This is a genomic window from Janthinobacterium psychrotolerans, from assembly GCF_001677885.1.
Classification (GTDB): domain Bacteria; phylum Pseudomonadota; class Gammaproteobacteria; order Burkholderiales; family Burkholderiaceae_D; genus Janthinobacterium; species Janthinobacterium psychrotolerans.
Genome location: NZ_LOCQ01000045.1, coordinates 1 through 18,503, shown reverse-complemented (window position 1 = coordinate 18,503; position 18,503 = coordinate 1). Strand labels below are relative to the sequence as shown.

Below are 18,503 nucleotides of genomic sequence, written 5' to 3'. Positions count from 1 at the left end.
AACTGACCCGAATTATAAACTCCGAATGATCTTTCAACGTGCCCTTCGACGTGAATTGGCTAGTGCCGCCGGGGCCACCTTCACTGTTTTATTCAGTATCCTGCTCACCTGGATGCTTATCGGTATCCTCGGCAAGGCCGCCGGCGGCAAGGTCGCGTCGGCCGACGTGATGTCGCTGATGCTGTTTTCCTCGCTGATGCAGCTGCCCACCATCCTGATACTGACCGGTTTCATCTCGGTGCTGATGGTCGTCACGCGCAGCTACAAGGACTCCGAAATGGTGGTGTGGTTCGCCTCGGGCCTGAGCCTGTCGCGCTGGATCGCGCCGGTGCTCAGCTTCGGCCTGCCGCTGGTGATCGCCATCGCCGCCCTGAGCCTGTACGCCACGCCATGGGCGCAGCAGAAAAGCGACGCCTACGTGGCGCGCTTTGAAAAACGCGAAGACCTGCAGAAGGTCACGCCGGGGCAGTTCCGCGAATCGGCCGGCAGCAACCGCATCTTCTTTGTCGAAGGCGTCAGCGGCGAGAAAAACGTGGTGCAGAACGTGTTCGTCAATACCGTCGACGCCAAGGGCAGCGCGGTAGTGGTGGTGGCCAAGGAAGGCGTGATCAATACCGACGCCGCAGGCAGCCGCTTCCTGGTGCTCAAGGAAGGGCGGCGCTACCAGGGCATTCCGACCCAGGCCGACTTCCAGACCATGGAATTCGAGCAGTACATCATGCGCATCGAAAGCCGCCAGCAGGAACTGGGCGCCGACCTCGGCGTGCGCGCCATGAGCACCATGGCGCTGATCGCCGCCAACAACCAGTTCACCATGGCCGAACTGATGTGGCGCGTCAGCGCGCCGCTGATCGCGCTGCTCCTGATCCTGCTGGCCATTCCGCTGGGCTTTGTCAATCCGCGCGCCGGCAGCTCGGCCAACCTGATCGTGGCGCTCCTGATCTTCTTCAGCTACAGCAACCTGACCAAGGTCTTCGAGGCGAGCGTGAAGCAGGGCCGTTTGAGCTTCGGCATGGCCTGGTGGCCGCTGCATCTGCTGGCGCTGCTGGCCGTGGTGGCGCTGTTCGCCTGGCGCCTGAATGTGAATCACCGCTATCATCCGCTGGTTTTGCTGGCGTCCTTCAAGCGCGCCCGCCGCGCCGCCAAACAGAATAAAGCGGATACCAAATGAAGATTCTGCAGCGCTATTTTGCCGTCTCGATATTCCAGGCCGTATTCTTCGTGCTGCTCGCCTTCCTGGCGCTGCAGGCGTTCATCGACCTGACGGGCGAGCTGCCCAAGGTGGGCCGCAACGGCTATACCATCCAGTACGCGTTCTTCTATGTGCTGGTGCTGGTGCCGGGCCACGTGTATGAAGTCATGCCGATCGCCGCGCTGATCGGCACCATCTACACGATGGCGCAGTTCGCGGCCAGCTCCGAGTTCACCATCATGCGCGCGTCGAGCATGTCGACCGGCATGGCGGCCGGCTTTTTGCTGCGCATCGGCGTGGTGTTTGTCGCCATCACCTTTCTGTTCGGCGAATTCATCACGCCCTACACCGAACCGCTGGCCGAGCGCCTGAAGCTCACCTCGCGCGGCACGTCGGTGTCGAGCGAGTTCCGCTCGGGCCTGTGGACCAAGGACATGATCAAGAGCGATGGCCTGAGCGGCACCGTCACCGGTTCGCGCTTTTTCAATGTCGGCGAAGCGCGGCCCGATGGCCAGCTGAAAAACGTCAAGCTGTACGAGTTCGACACCAGCATGCGCCTGCGCAGCCTGACGGTGGCGGCCAGCGCGACTTACCAGGGCAATAATGTATGGCGCTTGTCGGACGTGACGGAGACATCGTTTTCCAACAGCGCCGCCGCCAAGCCCGGCTACGAACCCAAGCTGGAAAACTACTATGGCCAGGAAACGAGCCTGGTACGCACCGTGAAAAGCGCGACCAAGGACATGGTGTCGGAAGTGACGCCGAAGATCCTGACGGTGTCGGCCTCGGACCCGGAGCGCATGTCGGCCAGCGAACTGGCCGTCTACACGCGCCACCTGGCCGAAAACAAGCAGGAGACGGAGCGCTTCCGCATCGCCTTCTGGAAAAAGCTGATCGATCCGCTGGCCATTTTCGTGCTGATGGCGCTGGCGCTGCCGTTCGCCTACATGCATACGCGCAGCGGCGGCGTGAGCCTGAAGATTTTTATCGGCATCATGATCGGCGTGAGCTTCATGCTGGTCAATACCCTGTTTTCCCACCTTGGCCTGCTCAGCACCTGGCCCGCCCTGTTGACTGCTGCCGCGCCCAGCGTGCTGTATCTGCTGGCGGCGCTGGTGATGCTGTGGTGGGTGGAGCGACACTGATGAACAATACAACTACCCGGCAAGTCCTGATCCTGTTCGCCCACGGCGCGCGCGCCGCTTCCTGGGCCGCGCCGTTCGAACGCCTGCGTGACCTGACCCAGTCGCGCATGCCCGGCGTTGCCGTGCACCTGGCGTTTCTTGAACTGATGACGCCGCGCCTGCCGGAATTGATTCCGTCCTTGCTGGCCGACCTGCCCGATGGCTTTGTTCTCGACGCCACCGTGGTGCCGGTGTTCCTGGGACAGGGCGGCCATGTGCTGCGCGACCTGCCGCTGCTGGTCGAGGAACTGCGCCAGGCGCATCCGCAACTGCGCCTGAAAGTGGTCGAAGCCGTCGGTGAAAACGCCAGCGTGCTGGCGGCGATCGCCGACTACTGCGTGGCCGCCCCCGGCCAGGCGTGAACGCTCCGGTCGATATCGGGCCGGTCGATATCGTCTACCTGTGGGTGGACGGGCAGGACCCGGCCTGGCGCGCGCGCCACCGCGCCGCCTATGCGCAGTGGGCGATACAGCACCCCGGCCAGCTGGCGCTGCACGGCAATGTGGCGGGCCGCTACCGCGACAACGGCGAGCTGCGCTACAACCTGCGTGCGCTCGAACGCTACTTTCCCGGGCATGGCCATATCTACCTGGTGACCGACCGGCAAGCGCCATCGTGGTTGCGCGCCGGTGCCGGCCTGACCGTGATCGATCACGGCCAGCTGATGCCGGCGTCCGCCTTGCCGGTGTTCGACTCGGCGCATATCGAATCGTACCTGCACCATATCCCGGGCCTGGCCCAGCGCTTCCTGTATTTCAACGACGATGTGTTCCTGGGGGCGCCGTTCGACGCCGCCCACTGGTTTGGCGAGCGTTTGCGCGTATGCCTGGAGGCGGCCCCGGTCGAGTTGCCGGCGCAGGCGCGCTTTGACATGGCCGCACCCGTCAACTGCGCCGTGCTGTCGCGCGACTGGCTGGCGGCGCGCGATCCCGGCTACCGCCACGAGCCGCGCTTGTACGCGCATGCGCCGCGGCCGATGCTGGTCAGCGCCATGCGCGAGCTCGAGCGGCAGGCGCCCGCACTGTTCGCGCAGGTGCGTTCGACCGTGTTTCGTTCCTGGCGCGCGCCGGCGCTGCTGCCCGACCTGGTGCCGCGCTGGATGGTGGAGCAGGGCCTGGCGCGCAGCGAGGTGCTCGACCCGCTGCATGTCGCCAGCGGCGACGTCGATGCGCCGGCGCGCCTGGCGCAGTTGCGCGCGCAGTTCGGCAGCTTGCCGTTTTTCTGTATTAACGATACCTGCGACGAGGCGGACGACGATGATCCGCGCCTGGCGCGGGTGGCGGCGACGCTGGAGCAGTTGCTGCCGCAGCCGTCGCGCTTTGAAATGGATGTCAGCGCGCCTTTGGCCGACGCAGCTTGATGCGCGCAGCGGCGCCGGTGTCGGCCAGGGCGGCCAGGAACAGCAGCAGATAGCCGTCCAGTTCCAGGACTTCTTCCATCAGCTCCGAGACCATCTCCGGCAGCGCATGAATGACCTTTTTGTCGAACGGCCAGCCGGCCACCATGAACAGGCCGCCGATCAAGGTGATGATGGTCACGCGCATGCCGAAGATGGCGCGCACGTTGGCAAACACGGCGCGCGCGCGCGGCACGAAAAACACCAGCAGGCGCAGCAGCACCAGCAGTTCCAGCACGCGCAGGGTTTTTTCCAGCACGTTCCACGCAGACGACTGGCCCATTTCGCGAATTTCCAGCTCGCGCAGCAGGAAGCCGAACATCAGCGCCGACAGGCCGGCATGGATCAGGAAACGCAGCGAGTCGCGGTCCGGTTCGGTCCACGCCTTTTGTCCGTGCACGGCACAGGCCAGCGCCAGGAACAGCGCCTGCAGGCATTCGAGCAGATGGTTTTCATTGTCGATGGCGGGAAAGAGCAGCCACAGGCCGATCTGTCCTGCAGTGACCAGCAGCATCAAGGCAAACAGGCCGCCATTGCTGCGGATCAGAGTATGCGGCGCTGCGCGCAGAGAGGTGAAATTCATGGGTGCTTGGCGGTGGTTGAATGCTCGGACTGCGCGATATTGCAGCGCGAGCATCCTACCATGTTTCAGCAATGCACAATAGTTACTGACTTTGCAGTCGGTAAAAAAAGCCGCCTCAGGCCCGGCGCGCCAGGGGTGCGATGAGCGCATCGGGGGCCTGCTGCATGCGCATGGCCATCGCCTCGCCGATCATCACCAGCACCGGGCCTTGCTTGTCGCCCAGGCCCAGTGCCAGTTGCGACAGCGGCAGGCGCACGATGCGCTGTTCCGGCCGGCTGCAGTTTTCGATCACCACCACCGGCGTGCCGGCGCGCCAGCCTTGCGCCAGCAGGCGCCCGGCGGTGGCCATCGCCTCGCGTCCACCCATGTACTGCACCAGGGTGTCACAGTCGGGCACCGCCGTTTGCTCGGTTTCGCCGGGCGCCGTGCTGGAGGTGAAAAAGGCCACGCTGCGCGATACGCCGCGCTTGGTCAACGGCTGCTGCGTGGCCGCTGCGGCGGCCAGCGCGGTGGTAATGCCGGGCACCACTTCCACCGCGATGCCGGCTTCTTCGAGCGCGCGCAGTTCTTCATCGGCGCGGCCGAACAGCATCGGGTCGCCGCCTTTCAGCCTTACCACCACGGCGTGCTTGCGCGCCTGGTCGACCAGCTGCTTGTTGATGAAGGCCTGCGCTGTCGACAACTGGCCGCAGCGCTTGCCGACCAGGATTTTGACGGCCTGCGGACACAGTTCCAGCATCTCTGGCGTGACGAGCGCGTCGTGCAGCACCACGCCGGCCTGCGCCAGCAAACGCGCGCCGCGCAAGGTCATCAGGTCCTGCGCACCGGGGCCGGCGCCGATCAGATAGACCTTGCCGGGCAGGGATGTGGAGTGATTCATGCTGTAGCCTTCCTCAGTCGAAGCGGATCATGCCCGCGGCGACAGTCTGGTGGGTCACTTCATCGATCAGGATAAACGCACCGGTGGCGCGGATATCGGCGTAAGCGTCGGCCGCCAGCGCCTGCTGCACGTTCAGGCTGATGCGCGCGATATCGTTCAGCTTCAGGCCTTCGGCCGGATGGCGCTCTTGCGTGTTGATGTCGAGGATGGAGTCGATCGCCGTTACCTTGGCGGCCGTCTGGCGCGTGCCGTGCTTGATCCAGTATTTGCGGCGCAGGTCCAGCGCGTCCTCGGACAGCCAGCACACATCGGCCACCACCTGTTTCAGCAGGCTGGCAGGACGGTCGCTGCCGGCCAGCAGGTCGCCGCGCGATATGTCGAGGTATTCATTGAGCAGCAATGTCACCGACTGGCCCACCACGGCGCTTTGCAGCGAGCCGTCGAGGGTGACGATCTCCTTGACGGTGGCGCTCTGGCCCGATGGCTGCACCACCAGCGTGTCGCCGACGCTGACCTTGCCCGCTTCGATGCGGCCCATGTAGCCGCGGAAGTCGTTCGCTTCGTGGCCGTTGTGGCGCGCCACCAGCTGCACCGGGAAACGGAACGGCGCGTCGTGCGATGCGTCGTAGACAGACAGCGATTCGAGCAGCTCGATCAGGGTCGGGCCGCTGTACCAGCCCAGCTTGTCGCCGCGCTCGACGACGTTGTCGCCGGTCAGGGCCGACAAGGGAATCGGCGTGATGTCCTTCAAACCCAGCGACTGGGCGAACTCGCGGTAGGCGGCGACGATGCGGTTGTACACCGTTTCATCGTAATCGACCAGGTCCATCTTGTTGACGGCCACCACCACGTGCTCGATCTGCAGCAGGTGGGCAATGGTCGAATGGCGCTTGGTCTGGATCAGCAATTCCACGCTGCCGTCGTCGCCCAGTTTGACCTTCGACACGTCGATCAGGATGATGACGGCGTCGGCGGTCGAGGCGCCGGTGACCATATTGCGCGTGTACTGCTCGTGGCCCGGCGTGTCGGCGATGATGAACTTGCGCTTCGGCGTGGCGAAATAGCGGTAGGCCACGTCGATCGTGATACCTTGCTCGCGTTCGGCTTCCAGGCCGTCCGTCAGCAGTGACAGGTCGACCGTGTCGCCGACGGTGCGCTTGTGCTTGGAGCGCGACATGGCGTCGAGCTGGTCGGCAAAGATGCCTTTGCTGTCGAACAGCAGACGGCCAATCAGCGTGCTTTTGCCGTCATCGACGGAACCGGCCGTGATAAAGCGCAGCATGCCGCGCTCCAGGCTGTCATTGGTAGTGGTGTTCAACACTGCTGCGTTCATTAGAAATACCCTGCTTTCTTGCGTTTTTCCATCGAGGCTTCGGAGGTCTGGTCATCCATGCGGGTAGCACCACGTTCCGTGATTTGCGTGATTGCCGTTTCGGCGATGATGGCGTCGACCGTGGCCGCATCGGACGATACGGGGCAGGTGCACGAGATATCGCCGACGGTACGGAAGCGCACCACCTGCGTTTCCACCGTTTCGCCATCGCGCGGCGGCGTCAGATCGGTCAGCGGCACCAAGAGGCCATTGCGCGGGATCACCTGGCGCTCGTGCGCGAAGTAGATCGGCGGCAGTTCCAGTTTTTCGCGGGCGATATATTGCCACACGTCCAGTTCGGTCCAGTTCGAGATCGGAAACACGCGCATGTTTTCGCCGGGGTGCACGCGGGTGTTATACAGGTCCCACAGTTCCGGGCGCTGGGCTTTCGGGTCCCAGGCGCCGAATTCGTCGCGGAACGAGAAGATGCGTTCCTTGGCGCGGGCTTTCTCCTCGTCGCGGCGCGCGCCGCCGATGCAGGCGTCAAACTTGTGCTCGGCGATGGTTTCGAGCAGGGTCACGGCCTGCGCCGCATTGCGCGAGTCGGTGGCCGGGTTGCGCAGGCGCACCGTGCCGCGTTTGATGGAATCCTCCACCGAGCCGACGATCAGGCGCTCGCCCAGTTCCGCCACTTTCTTGTCGCGGAAAGTGATGACTTCCGGGAAATTATGGCCGGTGTCGATATGCACGAGGGGAAATGGGAACTTGCCCGGGCGAAAGGCTTTTTCGGCCAAACGCAGCAGGACGACGGAATCCTTGCCGCCCGAAAACAGCAGCGCGGGATTGGCCGATTCGGCCGCCACTTCGCGCATGATATGGATGGCTTCCGACTCAAGACTGTCGAGGTGGCGCTGGTTCAGAATATTGCTCATATTGGATGCTTTCTTGTTCTCTGTTAGCTTGTTCAGGCGGCCACGGATTTAATGCGGATCAACTTGCCGTCCACCATGTGCAGGCCGCATTCCTTGGAGTCGGGGTTTTCCCACCACCAGCGTCCGGCACGCACGTCTTCGCCCGGTTGCACGGCGCGCGTGCACGGTTCGCAGCCAATCGACGGATAACCCTGGTCATGCAGCGCGTTGTAGGGCACGTCGTTGGCGCGGATATACGCCCAGACGTCCTCTTCCGACCAGTCCGCCAGCGGATTGAATTTGGTCATCGCGTGCGCCGTGTCCTCTTCCTGCACATGCAGTTCGGCGCGCGTGGTCGACTGGGCGCGGCGCTGGCCCGTGACCCAGGCCTTGTTGCCGGCCAGGGCGCGGCCCAGGGGCTCGACCTTGCGGATGCGGCAGCATTCGCGGCGCATCTCGACGCTGTTGTAAAACGCGTTCAGGCCGTTCTGTTCCACATACTGCGCCACCGCTTCAGGCTGTGGGCGGTACAGGGTGACGTCATGGCCGTAGCGCTGCTTGATCTTGCCCAGTACGGCCAGGGTTTCCTGGTGCAGGCGGCCGGTTTCCAGCGAAAAGATGCCGATCGGCAGCTTCGCTTTGAGGATCATGTCGGTCAGCACCATGTCTTCGGCTGCCAGGCTGGACGCGAACACGGCCGGCGAAAAATCCGCCGCGATCCGTGCCAGCGTTTGTAGGGTGGCGGTGACTAAAGTAGAAAGGTCGCTCATGTCGTAGCCTTTGTTCAGATACCGGCCGCGTTGTCGAGGTCGGGATTCTGGCCCTCGCGGTGGTGGCGGCGGAACAGCGGCGACTTCTGGTCCCACGAGGCCTGGTAGGTTTCCGAAAACACAGATAAACCTTTCAGCGCGTCATGGATGCTGCGGTCCGGACGCGTCGCATACGCGTCGAAGCCGACCCGGTGCATCGAGAACAATTGATCGCGCAGCACGTCGCCGATGGCGCGCAATTCGCCTTTGTAGCCGAGGCGGGCGCGCAGATTGAAGGCGATCGAATAGCCGCGGCCATCGGTGAACTTCGGAAAGTCGATGGCGATCACTGGCAGCTGTGCTATCACGTCGGCCAGCTCCTCCGGGCGCTCGTCGCCGGCCAGCCAGACGCCAATGTGCGGCAGGCGCGCGGCCAGACTCTCTCGCTGGGCTTGCCACACGGCCAGCGGCACGATGGCCTTGCCTTCAGGCACGACCACGGACTCCGGCGTGTCGCCCTCGTCCAGGCGCAGCAGGCCCCAGCTATTGGGCACGACGGCGGCGTTCTTGATGATTTCTTCGCGTACTTCAAACATATTCGTCTTCTCCGACCAGGTTGCCGACGGTGATCGGCGTTGCATACACATGTTCCTTGAAGGGCGGCAAGCCCAGGCGCTGGGCCGTGTCGACAAAGCGCTCGCCTTCATGGCGCTCGCGCACATACACGTGCAGCAGGCGGGCGATGACTTCCGGCATCTGCAGGGCGGAGAACGAGGGGCCGATGATCTTGCCGATGGCGGCATGGTTGCCTTGCGCGCCGCCGATCGACACCTGGTACCATTCGCTGCCGTCCTTGTCGACGCCGAGCACGCCGATGCTGCCGACGTGATGGTGGCCGCAGGCGTTGATGCAGCCGGAAATATTGAGCTCAATTTCGCCGATATCGTGCTGGAAGTCGATATTGTCGAAACGCTCGGCAATCGCGGCGGCGATCGGCAGCGACTTGGCGTTGGCCAGCGAGCAGAAATCGCCGCCGGGGCAGCAGATCATGTCGGTCAGCAGGCCGATATTCGGCGTCGCCAGGCCATGCGCCCTGGCTTCCTGCCACAGCTTGAACAGTTTCGATTGTTCCACGTCGGCCAGCACCAGGTTCTGCTCGTGCGTCACGCGCAGTTCGCCAAAGCTGTAGCGGTCGGCCAGGTCAGCCACGAAGTCGATCTGCTCGGCCGTCGCGTCGCCCGGCGGCACACCGGTTTTCTTCAGCGACAGCACCACCGCCACGTAACCTGGACGCTGGTGCGGCTTCACATTGCGCTGCAGCCAGTTGGCGTAGGCCTTGTTGTCGGCATGCTCAAGCGCGTAATCGAGGTCCGGCAATTCCAGGTAGGCCGGCGGATTGAAAAAGTCCGCCACGCGCTGCATTTCCTCGGCCGTCAGGGTTTCCGGACCATCCTTCAGGTCGACCCATTCCGCTTCCACCTGGCGCGTGAATTCTTCCACGCCGATGGCTTTCAGCAAAATCTTGATGCGCGCCTTGTATTTGTTGTCGCGGCGGCCGTGCAGGTTGTACACGCGCATGATGGCCTGCGTGTAGGTCAGCAGATGCTGCCATGGCAAGAATTCGCGCACCACGCTGCCCAAAATCGGCGTGCGGCCCATGCCGCCGCCGGCCATCACCTTGAAGCCCACTTCGCCCGCTTCGTTGCGCACGGCGGTCAGGCCGATATCATGTACGGCGATCGCGGCGCGGTCCTGCTCGGCGCCATTGATGGCGACCTTGAACTTGCGCGGCAGGGCGATGAACTCGGGATGGAAGGTGCTCCACTGGCGCAATACTTCCGCATAGGGGCGCGGATCGATGATCTCATCGGCAGCCACGCCGGCGTACGGGTCCGATGTTGTATTCCGGATACAGTTACCGGAGGTCTGGATCGCATGCATTTCCACCGACGCCAGGTCGGTCAGGATATCGGGTGTCTGCTCCAGTTCGACCCAGTTGAACTGGATGTTCTGGCGCGTGGTGAAGTGGCCGTAGCCGCGGTCGTATTTGCGCGCAATATGGGCAAACATGCGCATCTGCTTCGACGACAGCAGGCCGTACGGCACGGCGATGCGCAGCATGTAGGCGTGGCGCTGCATGTACAGGCCGTTCTGCAGGCGCAGTGGAATGAATTCCTCTTCCGTCAATTCGTTGGCAAGGCGGCGCGCAACCTGGTCGCGGTACTGCGCGATGCGTTCTTTGACGATAAGGTGGTCGTACTGATCGTAGTGGTACATATCAAGTCCTAAATAAGCCGGGGTACTGGAAGATTGCCTGGGTGTTCTTTGATTAATAGATTAGCTTTACTGCCACGGTGGTCAAGGTCATCGCCAGCAGCACGCGCAAAAACTTTTCCGGCACCGAACGGGCGACCCAGGAACCGAGGGTAATGCCGGGCAGCGAGCCGATCAGCAGCGAAATGAGCAGTTCCCAGTGGATGGAACCGAGCCACCAGTGGCCCAGCGCGGCAATCGCCGTCAAGGGTACGGCATAAGCGATATCGGTGCCGGCCACCTCGGCCGAGCTCATGCGCGGATACAGCATCACCAGCAAGGTCGCGCCGATGGCGCCGGCGCCGATCGACGACACGGTCACCAGCACGCCCAGCACGGCGCCGGAAATAATAGTCGCTGCTGCAAGCTTGTTGCCTTGCAATTGTTTTTCTGGATGGGCATTGATCCAGTTCAGCATGCGGCCCTTGAAGATCAGCGCCACCACCGTCAGCAGCACCGAGCCGGCGATCGAGTAGCGGATGATCTGGCCGATTTCCGGCGACACGGTGCCGAACGATTTCAAGGCCAGGGTCGACACCACGGCGGCGGGCAGGGCGCCGATGCACAGGCGCTTGACGATATCCCAGCGGATGGTGCCGCGCAGGCGGTGCGTCAGGGTGCCGGCGCTCTTGGTAATCGAGGCAAAGGCCAGGTCGGTACCGACGGCCACCGACGGCGAGACGCCGAACAGCAATGTTAACAGCGGCGTCATCAGCGAACCGCCACCGACACCGGTCATGCCAACCAGTAAACCGACGGCAAATCCCGAGACTATATAAGACAAAGTCATGCTTGCACCCCCAAAGTACCTGCAATAGTAATAAACTTAGTGTTTATTCCAAACTACTAAGTACGCATTTGCTTATATGCGATATGCGTATAAGCATGAATGTAAAATCATCGGTGGGGCGGAAAGCGCGGCATATCTTAAGGCAAAACCAGCAATGAATCTCCATCAACTGCGCTTCGTGCGCGAAGCGGTGCGGCAGAACTATAACCTGACGGACGCGGCCAAGGCCTTGTTCACTTCGCAGCCGGGCGTGTCGAAAGCCATTATCGAGCTGGAAGAAGAGCTGGGCGTCGACATCTTCACGCGCCACGGCAAGCGCATCCGCGGCCTGACGGAGCCGGGCCGCCTGGTGCTCGAATCGGTCGAGCTGGTGATGCAGGAAATCGACAGCATGAAGCGCATCGGCAAGGAGTATGCGGCGCAGGACAGCGGCAGTTTCACCATTGCCACCACGCATACCCAGGCGCGCTACACCTTGCCCAAGGTGGTGCAGGCCTTCATGATCAAGTTTCCAAAGGTCAGATTATCCTTATTGCAAGGCAACCCGCGCCAGATTGCCGAGATGGTGCAGCGCGACCAGGCCGATCTCGCCATTGCCACCGAATCGATCGCCGCCATTGATGGCCTGATCACCTTGCCCTGTTATCAATGGGAACATGTGGTGGTGGTGCCGGTTGACCATCCGCTGCTGAAATCGAAGTCGGTCACGCTGGAGGAAATCGCCGCTTTCCCGCTGATTACCTATGACAGCGCGTTCGCCGGACGTAACAAGATCGACCACGCTTTCGTGTTGCGCGGCCTGAAGCCGGACATTCTTCTGGAGGCCATCGACGCCGACGTGATCAAGACTTATGTGGAGTTGGGCATGGGTATTGGTATCATAGCGGGCATGGCCTTCGACGCCGAGCGCGACCGCGGCTTGCGCGCCATCCCCGTGGGCCACCTGTTCGGCATGAATGTGTCACGCGTGGCCGTCAAGCAGGGCGCTTATCTGCGCAGCTATATTTACACCTTTATCGAGTTGCTCACGCCGACCCTGAACCGTAAATTGATCGAGCAGGCGATGAGCGGCGATAAAGAGCACTACGAATTATGACCATGCAGGAACCGGCCGGACGAGGTGTCCGGCAAGATTACTTAAGAGAAGAACTATGATTACCGATCAGCTTGCCCAATATTACGCCACCATCGCGCAGCAGTACGAGCGCGTCTATGACAAGCCCGAACGCCAGGAAGACCTGGAAGTGTTGCGCGACAAGGTCGCCGATGTGCTCGAAGGCCACACCGTGCTGGAGCTCGCTTGCGGCACCGGCTACTGGACCGAAGTCATCGCCGAAACAGCCGAGTCCGTGCTGGCGACCGACCTCAACGATGAAATGCTGGCGCTGTCCCGGGCCCGTGGCCTGCCCGACAACGTGAGCTTCGCCAAGCTCGACGCCTTCAAGCTGCCGGATGACCTGGCCGGCAAGTTCACCGCCGTGTTCGCCGGCTTCTGGTGGTCGCACGTCAAGCGCGAAGACCAGGACAAATACCTGAAGCAGCTGCGCAGCAAGCTGGGCAAGGACATCCTGCTGGTGCTGATCGACAACTCCTATGTCGACGGCAGCAGCACCGTGATCGCCCGTACTGACCTGGAAGGCAACACCCACCAGTTCCGCACCACGGAGTCCGGCGAGCGCTACGAAGTGCTGAAAAATTTCCCCTCGGACAGCCACCTGCGCAAGAAGTTCGCCCATTCCGCGCGCGAGATCCGCATGAAGCGGCTTGATTACTACTGGCTGCTGAGCTGCCGCCTGAAGTAAGCGGCAATCTGCCGTGATGCCGCCTGCGGGCGGTTTTTTTTCGCCTTGAGAAAAGTAGTGCTAAAAAACAACAAATTGTCGATGTCATATTGTTGAAGCATTTGCTTGGCATGATTCGTTCCAGCAGCTAGGCAGCAAGGCAGCAAACAATTTCGTCCACCCTAAAGTAGAGAATCTCAAGTGAAAAAAATTACTCTGGCAGCATTGATCATCGCTTCTTTCGCAGCCGCTACGGCACAGGCGCAATCGAACGTCGTCGTCTACGGTGTCGTCGACCTGGGCCTGGCCAAGACCAGCGGTTCGTCCATGGTGGAACGTGAAAACCAGGCTTCGCGCATCGGCTTCAAGGGCACGGAAGATCTGGGCAACGGCCTGAAAGCCATTTTCAATCTGGAGAGTGAATTCAAGGCCGATACCGGCGCGCAAGCCACCACCAACACCCTGTTCGACCGCCAGGCATGGGTCGGTTTGACCGGCAACTTCGGTACCGTGTACCTGGGCCGCACCAAGGACTTGCTGGACGGTACCCTGGCTCGCGTTGACCCGTTCAACACCTACGGCGTGATCGGCAAGATCAACGAGCCAGTCATGCGCGGCGGCCAGTCGCCCAACGGCGCGACCGCCGCTGCCGCGGTCGGTGCTTCGCGCGTCAGCAATGCCATCACCTACAACAGCCCGAGCTTCAGCGGTTTCGTCGTCAGCGGCCAGGTCGTCGCCAGCGAAATCAAGAATGCCGATTCGGGTTACAGCCTGGTCGCCACCTATGACATGGGTCCAGCCAGCGCACACGCCGGCTACCAGCGCAAGGTCCAGACGGTGGCCAACGCCGCTGCCGAGCCTACGCTGTGGCTGGTGGGTGGCGGCTACAAATTCGGTCCTGCCAAAGTGACCTTCGACTACTCGAAGGCCGACACCGATGTCACCACCACTGGCGAATTCAAGAGCTTCCTGCTGGGCCTGGCGTATGACATCGGCGGCGGCGCGATCAAGGCCAGCTATGTCAAGCAGAAACAGGACAGCCGTACCGTCAGCGGCAAGGAAACCGCCAAGGCCTTCGGCCTGGGCTACGACTACCCGCTGTCGAAGCGTACCGCCGTGTACGTCTATGGCGGCCGCGACCAGTTCAGCGAGAAATCGATGTACCAGCTGGGCATGACCCACAAGTTCTAAGCAACAGCCGCATCGACTTATCAGGCAAGGCGCTCTCCGGAGCGCCTTTTGCTATGGCGGCGTGGCTGAGTGCATCGGCAGCATGATGTCGATGCGCGTACCGCCCAGTTCGTTGTCAGCGCCGATCTGTATGCTGCCGCTCAGGCCCCATACCCGTTCGCGCATGCCCAGCAAGCCCAGCGATGCGGCTTTTTCCAGGTCGCGGTCGGTGATGCCCTTGCCATCATCCTGGATCGTGATGGCCAGCATGGAGTCGATGCGGTGCAGGGCGATGGTGATATGGCTCGCTTCGGCATGACGGGCGATGTTGGTCAGCGCTTCCTGCACGATGCGATAGATGGCCGTGCTGTGCTGGTCGTCCAGCACCAGGTCGCCTTCGTCGGCCATCAGTTCGAAATGCACGGCGTGGCGCAGCAAAAAATCGTGGCGCAAGGTTTGCAGCGCGAAATACAGTCCCCCTTCATCGAGCGCGCGCGGACGCAGATTGCTGGCGATGCGGCGCAGCGAGGAAATCGCAGTGACCAGCAGGCCATCCATCTCGTGCAGCAGGCGCAGCAAGGGCGCCGTCATGTCGGCATGCTGGCGCGCCAGGGTCAGGTCGACGCGCAAGGTGGCCAGCAGCTGGCCCAGGTCATCATGCAACTCGCGCGCAATATGCTTGCGCTCTTCCTCGCGGATGGTTTGCAGTGCGCTTGACAACTCACGCAGCTGCGCGAACGAGCGCGCCAGTTGTTCGTGCACCTGCTTGCGCGCGCTGATATCGCGCAACAGCACGGTGTTGATCGCCCCGTCGTGTTCGCTGTGCGTCGTCAATGAACCTTCCACCGGAAACATGGCGCCGTCCATTTTCCGGCCTATCAGGGTGGCGTCGGTGGCGCGCCTGCCGCTCAGGCGTAACTGCCGGGCCAGGTCGAGGAAGGCAATATCGTGATCGAGGCTGCGCAAGTCGCGCAAGATGAAGTGGCCCAGCGGCATGCCGCGCATGGCTTCCGGCGTGCTGCCGAACAGGGTGGCGGCAGCCGCGTTGGCATGCATGATCGCCTGCTCGCTGTCGATGGCCAGCATGGCCTCGCTGGCCGGCCTGGCTGGCGCCGCCTGACGGCCGGCCTTGAACGGCCGCCACAAATAATAGGTGGCGGCGGCAGCCATGCCCAGCGGCAGCATGCGCAACAATCCTGTTTTTGCACGGCCGGGCATGGGCGCTCCTTGCGGACGGATCAGCGTAAGGCAGGCGGGGAAAAAAGGGGGAACTTGATGCAGCGTAGGCTGATTGATGCGCAGCGGCTTGATCTGGCACACAGTAGCGCAGGCCGGGCCGCGCAGGCCGGGCCGCGCAGGGCGGCCCGCGTGGCCCGGCTCTTACATTTGCTTGAACAGGTGCAGGAAACTGCGGCTCACTTCCAGCTTGTCGGTCTTGCCCTTGATGAGCACCAGATGGCGGCCGCGGATATCGCGCGTCACGCCTTCGATGGCGTTGACATTGACCAGGGTGGCGCGGTGGATCTGCCAGAACAGCGATGGGTCGAGCTCTTCTGCCAGGTCGCGCACCGGTTTGCGGATCAGCGCTTCATACTTGGCCGTCTGCACGCAGGTATATTTTTCATCGGAGCGGAAGAACAGGATCTCCTCGACGGGGATCATGCGCAGGTCCTGGCCGATGCTGGCCTGTATCCATTGCAAGTAAGTTGGCTTGGCGGTGATTTTTTCGGCCAGTTGCGACAGCATGGCGGTGACGCTGCTATTGACGTCCAGCGCAGGTTTGCTCAGGTGGGTTTTCAGGCGCTCGACCGTGATCAGGAGGCGCTCATGCTCGGGCGGCTTCAGCACATAATCGACGGCGCCGCGTTCGAACGCTTCGACGGCGTGGCTGTCGTAGGCGGTGACGAACACGATGCGGCTTTTGTTGCCGATGACTTGCGCCGCTTCCATGCCGGTCTTGCCCGGCATGCGGATATCGAGAAAGGTAAAGTCGGGTTTCAACTGGTCGACCAGTTCGATCGCCTCATCGCCATTCTTGGCTTCGCCGATGATTTCCAGTTCGGGCCAGGCCTGGCCCAGTCGCAAGCGCAGCTGGTCGCGCATCAGTCTTTCGTCGTCGGCAATAATAGCGGTAGGCATGGTCTTCAAGTGTGAACTGGTGAAGATTGATTATTCAATGAATTAGCGTTTTTATCAACTACCGAGTGGCTTATTTCGACAGCTGATACGGCACTTCGATCACGGCGCACACGCCGCTCGGCTGATTTGGCGTGATCGTCAGGCTGGCCTGGTCGCCGTGCAGCAGTTTCAGGCGTTCGCGGATGGTCGGCAAACCAAGGCCCGTGCCATCGCTGGGTACGGCGCCAAAGCCCAGGCCGTCGTCGGTCACGATCACGCGCAGCTTGCTGTGCGCCACTTCCGCGACGATGCGCAGGGTGCCACCCTCGGGTTTGACTTCCAGGCCGTGCTTGATGGCGTTTTCCACCATCGATTGCAGCATCATCGGCGGAAATGCGGCGCTGCGCAGGCCGTCCGGAATCTGGAAGTCGACCGTCAGCCGCTCTTCCATGCGCATCTTCAGCAGGTTCAGATAGGCTTGCACCATGTCCGCCTCGCGGCCCAGGTTGGTAATCAGCGCGTTGTCGCGCATCTGCGGCAGCACGGCGCGCAAGTACTGGATCAGGCTGCGCTGCATCTTGGCCGCGCGCGGCGGATCGACCTGGATCAGGTGCTCGACCGAGGCCAGCGTATTGAACAGGAAGTGCGGTTCCACTTGCGCCTGCATCATCTGCATTTTCGCTTCGCTGAGCTGGCGCTGCATCGAGGCGCGCTCGGCCGCTTCATTGGCCGTCACCGTTTCCGCTTCGGCGCGCTTCTTGCCGCCGACCAGCGCCTTCATCGCGAACAGCGCCAATACCAGCAAGGAGACAAAACTCTTGAACCAGGTCGACGCTTGCTGGTGATAGCGCGAGACCTTCTGTTCTGCGGCATCATCGACCGCTTCCTCGATGGCGTTCGACAGTTCCTCGCCAATTTGCGGCGGCAGTTCGATATGGACTTCTTCGCCAGAGGCATTGGTCGTCACTGGATAGCTGGGCTTGGCTGGCGCGGCTGGCGGCACCGGCGGCACCGGCAGCGCCGGCTCTTCAGGCGTCGCGTCGGTCGGGCTGGCGTCGGCGGGCGTGGCATCGGCGCTGTCCGTGTTGCGCCGGCTCTTGCTGCTGCGCGGATTGAAGTGGATGCCTGTATCGTCGATCAGGATATTGGTCTCGCCGCTGTTCTTGCTGGCGCGCTTGTGCGATTTGATCACCACTTCTTCGTCGGGACTGGATGAAAACAGTTCGTCCTGCAAGATCGAGCCGGCGATCAGGGCCAGTGCGGCGAACAGGAAAAACTTCCACCAAGATAATTGGGTGACCCAGGTGGTGGTCGCGTCGAATGCCCTTTGCAGCCAGGCGAGCAGGGTTTTCAGCAATTGTGGCAGGCTGGAAATCGGAAACATGAGACGCTTTCTTGGCAAGGAATGAACCGACGCGGTGGGCAAGTGTAACTGATGCTGAACCGCGTCAAAATCTGATGTTGCCACTGTGCCTGAAGCACGGTGCCTGTGCCAGCCGCTTGCGACAGGCTGCATAAAAGAGCGCTTGAAGTGAACCGGAGGCCGGGTGGACGGTAAGCAGGTATTGTTGATCCAGGAAAATAGATGTTGCAGATATCGGGAGGCTTTGCTATAGTTCGCCTCCTCGCAAAACGACGCACACAAAACAAGGTGTTGCAGAGTTAGCGGGGTAAAAAAGAAGGTTGACGAATTAGCCGAAACGCTTCATACTCTTCCTTCTTCGCAGCTGACAAACACAACGCTTTGTCGATAGCGCGAATCGCAGTACCGAATACCGTTCTTTAACAATTAACAGTCGATAAGTGTGGGCATTTGATGAAGTGCAGCGTCGATCTTCGGATTGACGTAAAACTTAAAATATCAAATGTTCACAAGAAATAATGAAATAGGATACTTCTTCGGAAGTAGCCTGTCAGTTTTTTGAGTGAGCAAATCTTTTGCAATGCAAAAGATTTGGATGGTAGTGATACTGTCCGACCTGTCAGAAATGACATTAAACAGAGATTAAACTGAAGAGTTTGATCCTGGCTCAGATTGAACGCTGGCGGCATGCCTTACACATGCAAGTCGAACGGCAGCACGGAGCTTGCTCTGGTGGCGAGTGGCGAACGGGTGAGTAATAT

General features: G+C 61.6%; 18 protein-coding genes and 1 rRNA gene. 8 read left to right on the top strand and 11 right to left on the bottom strand.

What is annotated here, in order from left to right:
• Window positions 1–25 precede the first annotated feature (25 nt).
• The 4 genes from lptF to ASR47_RS05300 are packed head-to-tail and all read left to right on the top strand — an operon-like array spanning window position 26 to window position 3,736.
• Window positions 26–1,171: an LPS export ABC transporter permease LptF gene (gene lptF / locus ASR47_RS05315; protein ID WP_065306718.1), complete on the top strand. Its 1,146-nt coding sequence runs from the start codon at window positions 26–28 to the stop codon at window positions 1,169–1,171.
• Complete coding sequence (lptG, locus tag ASR47_RS05310) at window positions 1,168–2,337, top strand: LPS export ABC transporter permease LptG (protein WP_065306717.1); 1,170 nt, start codon at window positions 1,168–1,170, stop codon at window positions 2,335–2,337. Before lptF ends, lptG begins: the two co-directional genes overlap by 4 nt.
• Complete coding sequence (locus tag ASR47_RS05305) at window positions 2,337–2,738, top strand: sirohydrochlorin chelatase (protein WP_065306716.1); 402 nt, start codon at window positions 2,337–2,339, stop codon at window positions 2,736–2,738. Before lptG ends, ASR47_RS05305 begins: the two co-directional genes overlap by 1 nt.
• Window positions 2,735–3,736, top strand: coding sequence for a stealth family protein (locus ASR47_RS05300; RefSeq protein WP_065306715.1), 1,002 nt, complete (start codon window positions 2,735–2,737; stop codon window positions 3,734–3,736). Before ASR47_RS05305 ends, ASR47_RS05300 begins: the two co-directional genes overlap by 4 nt.
• Here ASR47_RS05300 and ASR47_RS05295 read toward each other — a convergent pair.
• The 8 genes from ASR47_RS05295 to ASR47_RS05260 all read right to left on the bottom strand — a co-directional run bounded on the left by ASR47_RS05295 (window position 3,708) and on the right by ASR47_RS05260 (window position 11,310).
• A complete protein-coding gene (locus tag ASR47_RS05295) occupies window positions 3,708–4,355 on the bottom strand; it encodes a hypothetical protein (protein ID WP_065306714.1) in 648 nt (215 codons plus the stop codon). The two genes, ASR47_RS05300 and ASR47_RS05295, sit on opposite strands and share 29 nt — an antisense overlap.
• A gap of 115 nt (window positions 4,356–4,470) precedes the next feature.
• Window positions 4,471–5,235, bottom strand: a complete 765-nt coding sequence (gene cobA, locus ASR47_RS05290) for a uroporphyrinogen-III C-methyltransferase (RefSeq protein ID WP_065306713.1) — start codon at window positions 5,233–5,235, stop codon at window positions 4,471–4,473.
• Between the two features lie 13 nt (window positions 5,236–5,248).
• Window positions 5,249–6,568: a sulfate adenylyltransferase subunit 1 gene (locus tag ASR47_RS05285; protein WP_065306712.1), complete on the bottom strand. Its 1,320-nt coding sequence runs from the start codon at window positions 6,566–6,568 to the stop codon at window positions 5,249–5,251.
• On the bottom strand, window positions 6,568–7,479 hold the full coding sequence (cysD, locus tag ASR47_RS05280) for a sulfate adenylyltransferase subunit CysD (RefSeq protein WP_065306711.1): 912 nt from the start codon (window positions 7,477–7,479) through the stop codon (window positions 6,568–6,570). Before cysD ends, ASR47_RS05285 begins: the two co-directional genes overlap by 1 nt.
• A 32-nt stretch (window positions 7,480–7,511) precedes the next feature.
• Window positions 7,512–8,228: a phosphoadenylyl-sulfate reductase gene (locus ASR47_RS05275; RefSeq protein WP_065306710.1), complete on the bottom strand. Its 717-nt coding sequence runs from the start codon at window positions 8,226–8,228 to the stop codon at window positions 7,512–7,514.
• A gap of 14 nt (window positions 8,229–8,242) precedes the next feature.
• Complete coding sequence (locus ASR47_RS05270) at window positions 8,243–8,803, bottom strand: DUF934 domain-containing protein (protein ID WP_065306709.1); 561 nt, start codon at window positions 8,801–8,803, stop codon at window positions 8,243–8,245.
• The gene (locus ASR47_RS05265; RefSeq protein ID WP_065306708.1) at window positions 8,796–10,484 is read right to left on the bottom strand and encodes a nitrite/sulfite reductase; all 1,689 of its coding nucleotides are present in this window, start codon (window positions 10,482–10,484) and stop codon (window positions 8,796–8,798) included. The genes ASR47_RS05270 and ASR47_RS05265 overlap by 8 nt, the downstream gene beginning before the upstream one ends.
• A 52-nt stretch (window positions 10,485–10,536) precedes the next feature.
• The gene (locus ASR47_RS05260) at window positions 10,537–11,310 is read right to left on the bottom strand and encodes a sulfite exporter TauE/SafE family protein (RefSeq protein ID WP_065306707.1); all 774 of its coding nucleotides are present in this window, start codon (window positions 11,308–11,310) and stop codon (window positions 10,537–10,539) included.
• 154 nt (window positions 11,311–11,464) lie between these two features.
• On the opposite strand from ASR47_RS05260, the gene ASR47_RS05255 reads away from it, so the two are divergent.
• The 3 genes from ASR47_RS05255 to ASR47_RS05245 all read left to right on the top strand — a co-directional run bounded on the left by ASR47_RS05255 (window position 11,465) and on the right by ASR47_RS05245 (window position 14,282).
• On the top strand, window positions 11,465–12,406 hold the full coding sequence (locus ASR47_RS05255; RefSeq protein ID WP_065306706.1) for a CysB family HTH-type transcriptional regulator: 942 nt from the start codon (window positions 11,465–11,467) through the stop codon (window positions 12,404–12,406).
• A 55-nt stretch (window positions 12,407–12,461) separates the two neighbouring features.
• Window positions 12,462–13,112, top strand: a complete 651-nt coding sequence (locus ASR47_RS05250) for a class I SAM-dependent methyltransferase (RefSeq protein ID WP_065306705.1) — start codon at window positions 12,462–12,464, stop codon at window positions 13,110–13,112.
• Window positions 13,113–13,292: 180 nt separating this feature from the next.
• Entirely contained in the window at window positions 13,293–14,282 is a 990-nt protein-coding gene (locus tag ASR47_RS05245) for a porin (RefSeq protein WP_065306704.1), read from the top strand.
• A gap of 51 nt (window positions 14,283–14,333) precedes the next feature.
• Here the strand turns inward: ASR47_RS05245 and ASR47_RS05240 are convergent, their stop codons facing one another.
• The 3 genes from ASR47_RS05240 to ASR47_RS05230 all read right to left on the bottom strand — a co-directional run bounded on the left by ASR47_RS05240 (window position 14,334) and on the right by ASR47_RS05230 (window position 17,763).
• A complete protein-coding gene (locus ASR47_RS05240) occupies window positions 14,334–15,479 on the bottom strand; it encodes a PAS domain-containing sensor histidine kinase (protein WP_065306703.1) in 1,146 nt (381 codons plus the stop codon).
• A 162-nt stretch (window positions 15,480–15,641) separates the two neighbouring features.
• Entirely contained in the window at window positions 15,642–16,400 is a 759-nt protein-coding gene (locus ASR47_RS05235) for a LytR/AlgR family response regulator transcription factor (protein ID WP_065306774.1), read from the bottom strand.
• A 70-nt stretch (window positions 16,401–16,470) separates the two neighbouring features.
• Window positions 16,471–17,763 carry a sensor histidine kinase gene (locus tag ASR47_RS05230; RefSeq protein ID WP_065306702.1) on the bottom strand — a complete coding sequence of 431 codons (1,293 nt, stop codon included), beginning with the start codon at window positions 17,761–17,763 and terminating at the stop codon, window positions 16,471–16,473.
• Between the two features lie 623 nt (window positions 17,764–18,386).
• Here ASR47_RS05230 and ASR47_RS05225 point away from each other — a divergent pair.
• Window positions 18,387–18,503: ribosomal RNA gene (locus tag ASR47_RS05225) — 16S ribosomal RNA — on the top strand; the annotation flags it as partial.

Bases quoted from the DNA above. Each gene is read 5' to 3' on its own strand.
- lptF (WP_065306718.1), top strand. From the start codon at position 26: ATGATCTTTCAACGTGCCCTTCGACGTGAATTGGCTAGTGCCGCCGGG.
- lptG (WP_065306717.1), top strand. From the start codon at position 1,168: ATGAAGATTCTGCAGCGCTATTTTGCCGTCTCGATATTCCAGGCCGTA.
- ASR47_RS05305 (WP_065306716.1), top strand. From the start codon at position 2,337: ATGAACAATACAACTACCCGGCAAGTCCTGATCCTGTTCGCCCACGGC.
- ASR47_RS05295 (WP_065306714.1), bottom strand. From the start codon at position 4,355: ATGAATTTCACCTCTCTGCGCGCAGCGCCGCATACTCTGATCCGCAGC.
- cobA (WP_065306713.1), bottom strand. From the start codon at position 5,235: ATGAATCACTCCACATCCCTGCCCGGCAAGGTCTATCTGATCGGCGCC.
- ASR47_RS05285 (WP_065306712.1), bottom strand. From the start codon at position 6,568: ATGAACGCAGCAGTGTTGAACACCACTACCAATGACAGCCTGGAGCGC.
- cysD (WP_065306711.1), bottom strand. From the start codon at position 7,479: ATGAGCAATATTCTGAACCAGCGCCACCTCGACAGTCTTGAGTCGGAA.
- ASR47_RS05275 (WP_065306710.1), bottom strand. From the start codon at position 8,228: ATGAGCGACCTTTCTACTTTAGTCACCGCCACCCTACAAACGCTGGCA.
- ASR47_RS05270 (WP_065306709.1), bottom strand. From the start codon at position 8,803: ATGTTTGAAGTACGCGAAGAAATCATCAAGAACGCCGCCGTCGTGCCC.
- ASR47_RS05265 (WP_065306708.1), bottom strand. From the start codon at position 10,484: ATGTACCACTACGATCAGTACGACCACCTTATCGTCAAAGAACGCATC.
- ASR47_RS05260 (WP_065306707.1), bottom strand. From the start codon at position 11,310: ATGACTTTGTCTTATATAGTCTCGGGATTTGCCGTCGGTTTACTGGTT.
- ASR47_RS05255 (WP_065306706.1), top strand. From the start codon at position 11,465: ATGAATCTCCATCAACTGCGCTTCGTGCGCGAAGCGGTGCGGCAGAAC.
- ASR47_RS05250 (WP_065306705.1), top strand. From the start codon at position 12,462: ATGATTACCGATCAGCTTGCCCAATATTACGCCACCATCGCGCAGCAG.
- ASR47_RS05240 (WP_065306703.1), bottom strand. From the start codon at position 15,479: ATGCCCGGCCGTGCAAAAACAGGATTGTTGCGCATGCTGCCGCTGGGC.
- ASR47_RS05235 (WP_065306774.1), bottom strand. From the start codon at position 16,400: ATGCCTACCGCTATTATTGCCGACGACGAAAGACTGATGCGCGACCAG.
- ASR47_RS05230 (WP_065306702.1), bottom strand. From the start codon at position 17,763: ATGTTTCCGATTTCCAGCCTGCCACAATTGCTGAAAACCCTGCTCGCC.